At 64.6% G+C, this 9,855-nt stretch carries 9 protein-coding genes and 1 pseudogene; 2 read left to right on the forward strand and 8 right to left on the reverse strand.

The window, feature by feature from the left end; genetic code table 11:
• Both Q427_RS21310 and Q427_RS21315 read right to left on the reverse strand, forming a co-directional pair.
• Window positions 1-221, reverse strand: a 221-nt coding sequence (locus Q427_RS21310; RefSeq protein WP_043517120.1) for an iron chelate uptake ABC transporter family permease subunit, incomplete at its 3' end; no start/stop codon positions are given.
• An 8-nt stretch (window positions 222-229) separates the two neighbouring features.
• Window positions 230-1,165 (reverse strand): ABC transporter substrate-binding protein, encoded by a 936-nt coding sequence (locus Q427_RS21315; protein ID WP_043517122.1) that lies wholly within the window; start codon window positions 1,163-1,165, stop codon window positions 230-232.
• A 202-nt stretch (window positions 1,166-1,367) separates the two neighbouring features.
• Between Q427_RS21315 and Q427_RS21320 the strand changes: the two genes are divergently transcribed.
• Complete coding sequence (locus tag Q427_RS21320; protein ID WP_081786136.1) at window positions 1,368-2,360, forward strand: LysR family transcriptional regulator; 993 nt, start codon at window positions 1,368-1,370, stop codon at window positions 2,358-2,360.
• A gap of 79 nt (window positions 2,361-2,439) precedes the next feature.
• A complete protein-coding gene (locus Q427_RS21325) occupies window positions 2,440-4,632 on the forward strand; it encodes a TonB-dependent receptor domain-containing protein (protein WP_043517123.1) in 2,193 nt (730 codons plus the stop codon).
• 114 nt (window positions 4,633-4,746) lie between these two features.
• Here the strand turns inward: Q427_RS21325 and Q427_RS21330 are convergent, their stop codons facing one another.
• From Q427_RS21330 to Q427_RS21355, 6 genes and pseudogenes are all read right to left on the reverse strand, one after another.
• The gene (locus Q427_RS21330) at window positions 4,747-5,505 is read right to left on the reverse strand and encodes a sulfite exporter TauE/SafE family protein (protein WP_043517126.1); all 759 of its coding nucleotides are present in this window, start codon (window positions 5,503-5,505) and stop codon (window positions 4,747-4,749) included.
• 13 nt (window positions 5,506-5,518) lie between these two features.
• Window positions 5,519-6,568 (reverse strand): ABC transporter ATP-binding protein, encoded by a 1,050-nt coding sequence (locus tag Q427_RS21335; RefSeq protein ID WP_051496579.1) that lies wholly within the window; start codon window positions 6,566-6,568, stop codon window positions 5,519-5,521.
• Complete coding sequence (locus tag Q427_RS21340; protein WP_231613833.1) at window positions 6,558-7,655, reverse strand: ABC transporter ATP-binding protein; 1,098 nt, start codon at window positions 7,653-7,655, stop codon at window positions 6,558-6,560. The genes Q427_RS21335 and Q427_RS21340 overlap by 11 nt, the downstream gene beginning before the upstream one ends.
• Entirely contained in the window at window positions 7,627-8,604 is a 978-nt protein-coding gene (locus tag Q427_RS21345) for an ABC transporter permease (RefSeq protein ID WP_043517128.1), read from the reverse strand. The genes Q427_RS21340 and Q427_RS21345 overlap by 29 nt, the downstream gene beginning before the upstream one ends.
• On the reverse strand, window positions 8,601-9,581 hold the full coding sequence (locus Q427_RS21350) for an ABC transporter permease (protein ID WP_043517130.1): 981 nt from the start codon (window positions 9,579-9,581) through the stop codon (window positions 8,601-8,603). Before Q427_RS21350 ends, Q427_RS21345 begins: the two co-directional genes overlap by 4 nt.
• 67 nt (window positions 9,582-9,648) lie before the next feature.
• A pseudogene (locus Q427_RS21355) lies at window positions 9,649-9,855 on the reverse strand (ABC transporter substrate-binding protein); the annotation flags it as partial.

The raw sequence follows: 9,855 nt of genomic DNA on the forward strand, positions 1-9,855 counted from the left end.
CCGACTACCAGGCCAACCAGGGTACGCGGCAGCCGCAGCGAATCGAGCACGAACCTGGCCTCCGGGTCGCCTCGCCCCATTAATACGGACCATGCCCGGACCGGGCCGACATCGCCGGCTCCCAGCAGCAGGCTGGCCAGGCAGACCAGTGCCAGCAAGACCAGCAGGCCCGCCATCGCCCTGAAGAGACGGCGGTCCGGGAAAAGGCCCAAGCGCTGCATTGCCAGCATCAGGGCGACAGCGCGGCGTCTAGCTGGTCAAGAATGGCCTGGGCCGCCAGCGGGCCGGTGGCGCTCGACCATAATTGTCCGTCGACAGGCACGACCCGGTCGCGGGCGACCACGTCGAGCCGGGCAAAGGCTGGCGACGCCTTGGCGGCCTCCAGCGCCTCGCGCCCCTCTTCATTGAGGGTTGCCAGGAACAGCCAGTCGGCATCGACCCGGGAAAGATTCTCGAAGCTGAGCGGGTCACTGTGCGGCACGCCCTCACGTACCAGGCCGGCATCGTGAATCGCCACACCGGCGGCACGCAACAGCCCGGCGGTGAAGAGCTCTTCGGACATCACCATGGGCCCTTGTGGCATCCAGCGCACCAGCACGGCACTAGGTGCTTCATTACCCGCCATGCGATCAGCCAGTTCGGCGGCACGAGCGTCGACTTCCTGCAATGCCGCTTCGCCTTCCGCCTCGCGCCCCAGTGCCTGGGCAAACAGACGTGTCTCGCTGCGCCAGGCTTTGGGGTCCAGCCCTTCCGACAACGGCACCACGGTCGGTGCCATGCGCGAAAGCAGCCGATACTGCGCCTCGGCCAGCTGCGGCGGGGCCAGGATCAGGTCCGGCTGCAGGGCCAGCACGGCCTCGAGGTTGATCTCCCGGACCACGCCGACGATGGCGATGTCCTCGAAATGCGGCGCCAGATAGCGCGCCACGTTATCACCGCCCCGGGTGGTGACAGCACCCAGCGGTTTCACTCCGGTTGCCACCGCAACGTCCAGAGCTCCCTCATGAAGCGTTACCACACGCTGCGGCGCTTCCGGCACCGTCACCTTGCCAAAGGCGGTTTCCACGCTGCGCTCGGCCCAGGCCGACAGCGGCATTAGCGCAAGCATGGCCACAGCCAGCAGGGTGCCGCCCATCACCTTGCCGCAGAATCGCCCAGTTCCCATCAGGTGTCTCCTCGTGGCAGACCAATATTTAATGCGAATTATTATCACAAGTAACCCGACCACACCTCTACGCAACGATGCGTTGCCGAAGGCGCAACGGCGCCGCCAGATCATGGAACCTTAACAAGAATCGTTTTCATTAGATATGCCGCCGGGTACACTGTTGCTCTTGTTGCAACGTTCACCAACGCCGGGGATTGCCATGTACGACCTCGACGAGCTGCTCGCCTTCGATCATGTCATGCGTTCCGGCAGCCTGACCCGCAGCGCTCGCACCCTTGACCTGGCCAAGTCGACGCTGAGCCGGCGTATCTCCCAGCTCGAGCGTCAGTTGGGCCAGCCACTGCTGCGTCGCCAATCGAATCGGCTGCTGCCCACCGAAGCGGGCCAGCTCTTTCATGCCTACTGTCGCCAGATTCTCGAACTCGCCGAGCAGGGCCGACAGGCGCTGGACGAGCTGAGCGAGGAAGTCAGCGGTGAATTGCATGTGGTCACGCACAACGCCCTGGCACGCAGTTGGCTTTCCAGGTTGCTGGCAGCGTTCATGGACACTCATCCCGGCATACGTCTCACGCTGCAGACCTGTACCACGCCTCCCCTGTCCGCCGACAGCCAGGCATTGACCGTGTGGCTGGGCGAGGTCCCCGGCGGCGAGCTACGCCAGGAAGTTCTCGGCTGGCTCGATCGCGGCCTGTATGGTCACCCCGACTATTTCGTCCGCTGCGGCGAACCACAGCACCCCCGTGAGCTGACCCGGCACGCCTGGATCGACCTGCTGGGCGAAACCGAACAGGGGCTCACGCTCACCCACCCGGCGCAGGGGGAGTTTCGCTTTCAGCCACCGAATTCGCGCTTTCGTGTCGATCAGCACATGCTGCATGGCGATGCGATCGCCCGAGGCCATGGCCTCGGCATGATACCCGCCTGGCTGGCGACCCTGCGCGAGCATGCCCACCCGGGCTCGCTGGTCCGCTGCCTGCCGGAGTGGAGTGCCGCACCCCTTCCCGTGACGCTGCTTTACGCCTTCGGCCCTCGGCCACGCCGCGTCAGCGCGCTGCTCGATTTCCTGCACCAGTCCGCACCGGCCGAGTGGCAGCCTGCCGAGCCCAGTCATGTTCACGGTGCCTCCCCAACCGAACCCCGCCAGCTGAGCGTTGCAAATACCGCAACGAATCGTTGTGGCTTCTCCCCCTGAACAAAGGGAACATTCCGCAATAGAATTGCCTGCGCTTGATAATCAATCTCATTATATTCTGTACCAAGCAGGTGATCCCATGCCCACCATCCGCCGCACCGCACTGGCTATCGCGATCGCCAGTACACCTCTTTCGCTGGTCGCCCAGGCGCAGGAGACTGCCCGCCTCGACAGCATCGTCGTCACCGCCGCCGGCTTCGAGCAGGCGCTCAACGATGCGCCGGCCAGCATCTCAGTCGTCACCCGGGAAGAGCTGGAGCGCAACCGCTATTCGAACATTGCCGAAGCGATCAAGGATGTGCCCGGAGTGGATGTGCGCTCGGGCGTGGGCAAGACAGGCGGATTGAACGTCAGCATTCGCGGGATGCCGAGCGATTACACCCTGATACTCATCGATGGTCGCCGTCAAAATACCTCGGGAAGTGTGACGCCCAACGGTTTCGGCGAGACCTCGACCAGCTTCATGCCGCCGCTGTCGGCCATCGAGCGCATCGAGGTGATCCGGGGCCCCATGTCGACCCTGTATGGCTCCGATGCCATGGGCGGCGTGATCAATATCATCACCCGCCCCGTCAGCGACACCTGGACGGGCAGCGTATCGGTGGATACCACGTTCCAGCAGGACCGTGACGCAGGCAATTCCCAGGGCATCAATCTCTACACATCCGGGCCGCTGGTCGAGGACGTTCTCGGCCTGCAGCTACGTGGTCGGCTGTTCGACCGCGACGCCTCCGAGCGCATGATTCCCGATAGTGCCGCTCGCGACCCACGCCCTGTGGAAGCCCGTATCTATTCGCTTGGGGGACGCCTGACGCTGCGTGCCGACGACAGCCACTCGGTCTGGCTGGATGCGGAGCGCGCGCGCCAGACCTACGCCAACGATGATTGCCGCCTGGGCACGCTGGATGGCACCAACCGGGCTACCTGCGCCCCGCAGCCCGGCCAGTTCTGGGGCTATGAAGACGAACTGCGCTTCAATCGCGACCAGTTGGCCATCGGCCATACCGGTCGCTTCGAGATAGGGACACTGGAGAGCAGTGTCACCCACAACACCACCGAAACCCTGGGCCGCACCCTGCCTGCCGGCAGTGCACCGGCCTATGGCTACGAGGCCGAGGGGGGCGAACCGCGTCTGCTGGAAAACCGCGATATCGTCTTCGATACCAAGCTCACCCTGCCGATCGATGCGCACATGGTGACCCTGGGTGGCCAGTACATCGATGCCCGCCTGGAAGATGGGGCGGCCGGCAACCAGGCCTTCGAACAGCAGAGCTGGGCGCTGTTCGCCGAGGACGAGTGGTGGCTGCGCGATGATCTGGCGCTGACACTGGGCGGCCGCTATGAGCACCACGACGCCTTCGGCGGCCACTTCAGCCCCCGCGGCTACCTGGTGTGGAATACCAACGACCACTGGACGCTCAAGGGCGGCGTGAGCCGCGGCTACAAGACGCCCACGCTCAACCAGCTGCACGACGGCATCTCCGGGTTCGGTAACCAGGGTCAGACGGTTACCATCGGATCGCCCGACCTCGAACCCGAGAAGAGCACCAACTACGAGTTCGGCGCCATCTACGACAACCTGGACGGCTTGACGGTCAGCGGTACCACCTTCTACAACCGCTTTACCGATCGTATCGCCGATGGGGGAGAAATTCCCAACTGCCTGCACCCGGACGGCGACGTGCCCGGCTGTATCACCGTTGGCAACTTCTCCCAGCAGGCCGGCTTTTCGCAGCTGATCAATATCGACGAAGCGGAAACCCGGGGCATCGAACTGGAAGCGCGCTATCGCTTCGCTCCCGCCTGGGAAATTCGTGGCGGCTACACCTATACCGAAACCGAGATCACCTCCGGTGAGCAGGAGGGTATGCTGCTCACCAACACGCCCAAGCACAAGCTCACCGCCAGCCTGGGCTGGGACGTGACCCACAGGCTCAACACCACCCTCGAAGGTGAGTACTACTCCTCACGGGAACGCTTCACCGACGGCATTCCGACGAGCGGGCAGCACCTGGCCATGTACGAGCAGGTGGGCAACAAGCTGGATGGCTACGAGCTGTTCCATCTGCGCACCACCTATCGGTTCACCGACCAGATACGCCTGACCGGCACGATCTATAACCTGCTCGACAAGGACTTCGGCAAGGCGGACAGCTACGAGTGGCAGGGCGATACCTACCAGGCCTATCGCTTTACCCAGACAGGCCGCGCCACCGATGGCGTCGCTCTGGACGGCCGCAGCTTCTGGCTCTCCGCCACGTACGAGTTCTGATCGCAACGACTCGCCCTACTTACTACGATCGCTTGCCCCGGCCTGGCCGGGGCTTTTTCTTGCGAACTGTTTATTGCGAACCGTTTATTGCGGACACGATACTGGCTGACGTTTTCAAGCCCCCAGCAGACGCTCCACGCCCAACCAGATCAACCGCAGCGCCAGAAGTGTCAGTGTCCATTTGAAGAGAAAATCGAAGCGGTGGTCGGTGACCCGATGAAGCAGCCGAAGCCCCAGCCAGGTACCGATGAAGCCCGCCGCCACCATGGCCAGCATCAGCCCCAACCAGTCGCGGAAGACGAAGCCGGCGAAGCCGAAGATGAACGCCTTGGTGGTGTGCTGCAGGGTCATGCAGGTGGCGAAGGTGGCCACCCTTGGCAGGCGTTCAGCGATGCCCTGCTTGATGAAGGAGGCCACCATGGGCCCGCTCGCCCCCACCAGGCTGGAGAGCAGCGTGGTCACGGCGCCGGCAATGACGGTGCCGGTGCGCCCTACCGCCCGCTGGGGCAGGCCCGGCCCCCAGCAGGAGTAGAGCACGAAGGCGGCAATACACAGCTCCAGTACGCCATAGGGCAGGCGGATCAACAGCCAGGCCGCCACTACGGCCCCCACGATGACCCCGGGCAGGAAGGCCGCGACGATGTCGCGGCGAACGTGGCGCCATGTCATCACCGCCCGGCCACCGTTGGAGCCGAGCTGCACCATGCCATGTACCGGGATCAGCGCCGTGGCCGGCATCACCTGGGCCATGACGATAATCAGCAGCGTGCCCCCGCCGATGCCGGCCGCCGCCGAAAGCGCCGAGGTCAGTACCGACAGCAGCACAAGCCCCAGGTTGACCCCGGACGACAGCGGCGACAACAGCTCCAGCATCAGCCGCCTCGGCTCACTCGATACGCCCCTCCTCGACTCCGTGACAGGCCACTTCGCTGCCGTCGCCACGAGCGATCAGCAGCGGCACTTCCACCTTGCAGCGCTCATTGGCATGGGGGCAGCGCGGATGGAAGGCACAGCCCGAGGGCGGATGCACCGGGTTGGGCACCTCCCCCTGGATGGTGGTGCGCTCCTTGCCGGCCCCTTCCAACGACGGCACCGCCGCCAGCAGCATCTTCGAGTAGGGATGATGCGGGTTGGCAAAGAGCTGATCGGAGGGGGCGATCTCGGCGATGCGACCCAGATACATCACCGCGATGCGGTCCGACATGTGCTTGACCACCGCCATGTCGTGGCTGATGAACAGGTAGGTCAGGCCGTACTCATCCTGCAGGTCGCGCATCAGGTTGAGGATCTGCGCCTGCACCGAGACATCCAGCGCCGAGGTGGGCTCGTCACAGATCATGAACTCCGGCTCGTTGGAGAGCGCCCGGGCAATGGAGATGCGCTGACGCTGGCCACCGGAGAACTCGTGGGGATAGCGCAGCGCATCCATGGGTGACATGCCCACCTGTTCGAGCAGCTCGCCCACCCGGCGGCGGCGGTCGGCACTGCTCATCTCGGGGCGAAAGAAGCGCAGCGGCTCGCCGATGATGGTACCCACCCGCCAGAGCGGATTGAGGCTGGCGTAGGGGTCCTGGAAGATCATCTGGAAGCGCTTGCGCAGGCTGGCCGCCTGGCGGCCGGTGCGGTTCGCCAGGTCGCTGATGTCCTCGCCGTCGAAGACGAGGCTGCCCCGGGTCAGGCCGTAGAGCCCCACCACCAGCCGGGCCACCGTGGACTTACCGCAGCCGGACTCGCCGACCAGGGCGACGGTCTCGCCGCGCCGGATGGAAAAGCTCACCCCATCCACCGCCTTGAGCGACAGCTTCTCGCTGCGCTCCAGCACCCGGTTGAGCCAAGGCTTGGAGACGTCGAAGTGGCGCGCCAGGTCCCGGGCCTCCAGAAGAACGTCGCCACTCGCCGGTGACGGCTGCTGCTTGATTGCCGTGTCAGCGCACATGGGCATGCTCCTGTGTATCGTTCTCATCGAGCCGGGGAAGCGGATCGACCGGGTCATGCAGCCAGCAGGCGGCCTGGCCTGGCCCGGCAGGCAACAGGTCGGGCCGCTCGCGGCGACAGCGATCCTGGGCGTGGGGGCAGCGCGGGTTGAACGGGCAGCCCGGGGGGATGGCCGCCAGCCGCGGCATGGAGCCCTCGATCTGGTAGAGCCTGGTGAGGCGCTTTTCGATGCCGGGGATCGAGGCCATCAGGCCTTCGGTATAAGGGTGCTGGGGGCTGCGAATCACCTCTTCCACGGGACCAATCTCGATCAAACGGCCGGCATACATCACCGCCACGCGATCGGCCGTTTCGGCGATCACGCCCATGTCGTGGGTGACCAGCATTACCGCAGTGCCGTGGTCGGCACAGAGCCGCTTGAGCAGGGCGAGAATCTGCGCCTGCACCGAGACGTCCAGTGCCGTGGTGGGCTCGTCGGCAATGATGAACTCGGGCCGCGCCGCCAGTGCCAGGGCGATCACCACCCGCTGGCGCATGCCGCCGGAGAACTGGTGAGGGTAGCTGTTCAACCGCTCTTCCGCCGCCGGGATACCCACCTCCCGCAGCAGCTTCAAGGCCTCCTCGCGAGCCTGCTTCTCGTTCATCGGCAGGTGCGTGCGGATGGTCTCGATCAACTGGTCGCCGATCGAGAACAGCGGATTGAGGCTGGTCAGCGGATCCTGGAAGATCATGCCGATATGGCGGCCCCGCAGCGGTACGAAGTCCTCCTCCGGCAGGTCGTCGATGCGCTTGCCGGACAGATAGACCTCGCCATCGGCGATGCGGCCCGGCGGTTCCAGCAGCTGAATCACGGCGTTGCCGGTCATCGACTTGCCGGCACCGGATTCGCCCACCACCCCCAGCACCTCGCCGGGGGCGATATCGAAGGAGACGTCGTCCAGTGCCACCAGGGTACCGTGGCGGGTGGGAAACTCCACCCGCATATGGCGCACGCTGAGCACTGGCTCTTCCTGCAGCGTCGGCTCACCAAGCTTGTGGCTCGTCGGCCGGACGCCCTGCTCACCTGAGCTTTGGGTTGAGGATGTCACGCAACCAATCTCCCAGCAGGTTGACGGAGAGCGCCAGCATCAGCAGCGCCACCCCGGGGAAGAGCAGGATCCACCACTCTCCCGAGAACATGTAATCCTGGCCGACCCGGATCAGGGTCCCCAGGCTCGGCTGGGTTGCCGGCATGCCGACCCCCAGGAACGACAGCGTGGCCTCGGCGATGATCGCCAGCGCCAGGCCGATGGTGCCGATGACCAGTACCGGCCGCATCACGTTGGGCAGGATGTGCTGGAACAGCAGCTTGCGCGCTGGCAGGCCGATCACCCGGGCCGCCTGCACATACTCCTTGTTTTTCTCGACCATGGTCGCCCCGCGCACCGCGCGGGCGTACTGCACCCAGTCGGAGAGCCCGATGGCGATGATCAGCACGATGATCGCCACTTCGGCATGCATCGAGCGCGGCAGGAAGCCGCGGATCACGCCGAAGATCAGCAAGGCCATGAGGATCGAGGGAAAGGTGAGCTGCACATCGGCGATGCGCATGATCAGGGCATCGCGCCAGCCGCCGCGGAAGCCCGCCATCAGGCCCAATGCGGTACCCAGCGCCAGGGCGAAGATCACCGCAGCGAAGCCCACCAGCAGCGAGATGCGCGAGCCGTAGAGAATCGCCGAGAAGACGTCCCTGCCCTGGCTGTCACTACCCAGAAGGTAGAAATTGCCGGTGAAGTCCGAGGTGGTCAGCGGTGGCGTGAACGCATCGATCAGTTCCAGCTGTCGCGGATCGAAGGGGTTCTGCGGCGCGATCCAGGGTGCAAACAGGGCCGCGGCGAACATGATCAGCGTCACCAGCGTCGCCACGATCACCACCGGCTGGTTCTTCCAGGAATGGACGATGTCGCTCTCGAGGAAGGTTTTCAGCCGTCCCGGTTTCGGTGGTACGCCGACCGTCGCTTGAGTGTCGCTATCTTGTGTCTGCTGATCCCGGCTCATTTGCCACCTCCCTGGGCGCGCAGGCGCGGATCGACGGCGTAGTAGAGCAGGTCCACCACCAGATTGATGACCACGAATACCAGCGCGATCATCATCAGGTAGGCGGCCATGACCGGCACGTCGACGAAGCGCACGGCGGTGATGAACAGCGCGCCGACACCGGGCCACTGGAATACCGTCTCGGTGATGATGGCAAAGGCGATGATGGTGCCGAGCTGCAGGCCGATGATGGTGATCACCGGGATCAGCGTGTTCTTCAGCGCATGGCGCAGGTTGACCACCCGATCCGACAGCCCACGGGCCCGAGCGAACTTGATGTAGTCGGTGCTGAGCACCTCGAGCATCTCGGCGCGCACCAGACGCATGATCAGGGTCAGCTGGAACAGCCCCAGGGTGATCGCCGGCAGGATCAGCGAACGCAGCCCACTCGTGGTCAACAAGCCAGTGGTCCACCAGTCGCCGAGGCGTACCGTTTGCCCCCGACCGAAGGCCGGCAGCCAGCCCAGCTCCACCGCGAACAGGTAGATCAGCAGCACCCCGATGAGGAAGGTGGGCAGCGATACGCCGATCAGCGAGGCGGTCATGATGAATCGCGACAGCCAGCTGCGGCGACGCAGTGCGGTATAGATACCCAGGCCGATGCCCATGACCACGGCGAAGATCGCCGAGATGGTGGCCAGCTCCAGGGTCGCCGGCAGACGCTCCAGGATCAGGTCGGTCACCGGCCGCGCCGAGCGGTAGGAGATGCCGAACTCGAACTGAGCGGCATTGACGATGAAGCGATAGAACTGCACCACCACCGGCTGGTCGAGGCCCAGGCGTGCCCGCAGCTCGGCACGGTCGGCCTCGGTGGCCTCCTGGCCAAGCATGTTGAGCACCGGGTCGCCCACGTAGTGGAATAGCGAGAACGAGATAAGCGCGACCACGAACATCACGAAGATGGCCTGCAGCACACGCTGTATTAGAAATGCAAGCATGGGATTACCACATTAGTTAGCCCCCCGGTCGCTTGTGGCGGCCGGGGGGCTGGTTTGCATCGTTGGCTTAGTTGTTGAAACGCAGATACTTGAAGTGCGGCGTATTCTCGCTTTGCACCTTGAAGTCGATATCGTCACGCATCGACCAGGTCAGCATCTGGTGGTGGATCGGGATATAGACGATCTCATCGTGCACGATCTGCCACGCTTCCGCGATCATCTCGTTGCGCGTTTCCTGGTCGGTCTCCTGGCCCATGGCCACGGTCAGCTCATC

It is taken from the genome of Halomonas sp. BC04 (assembly GCF_000568385.1).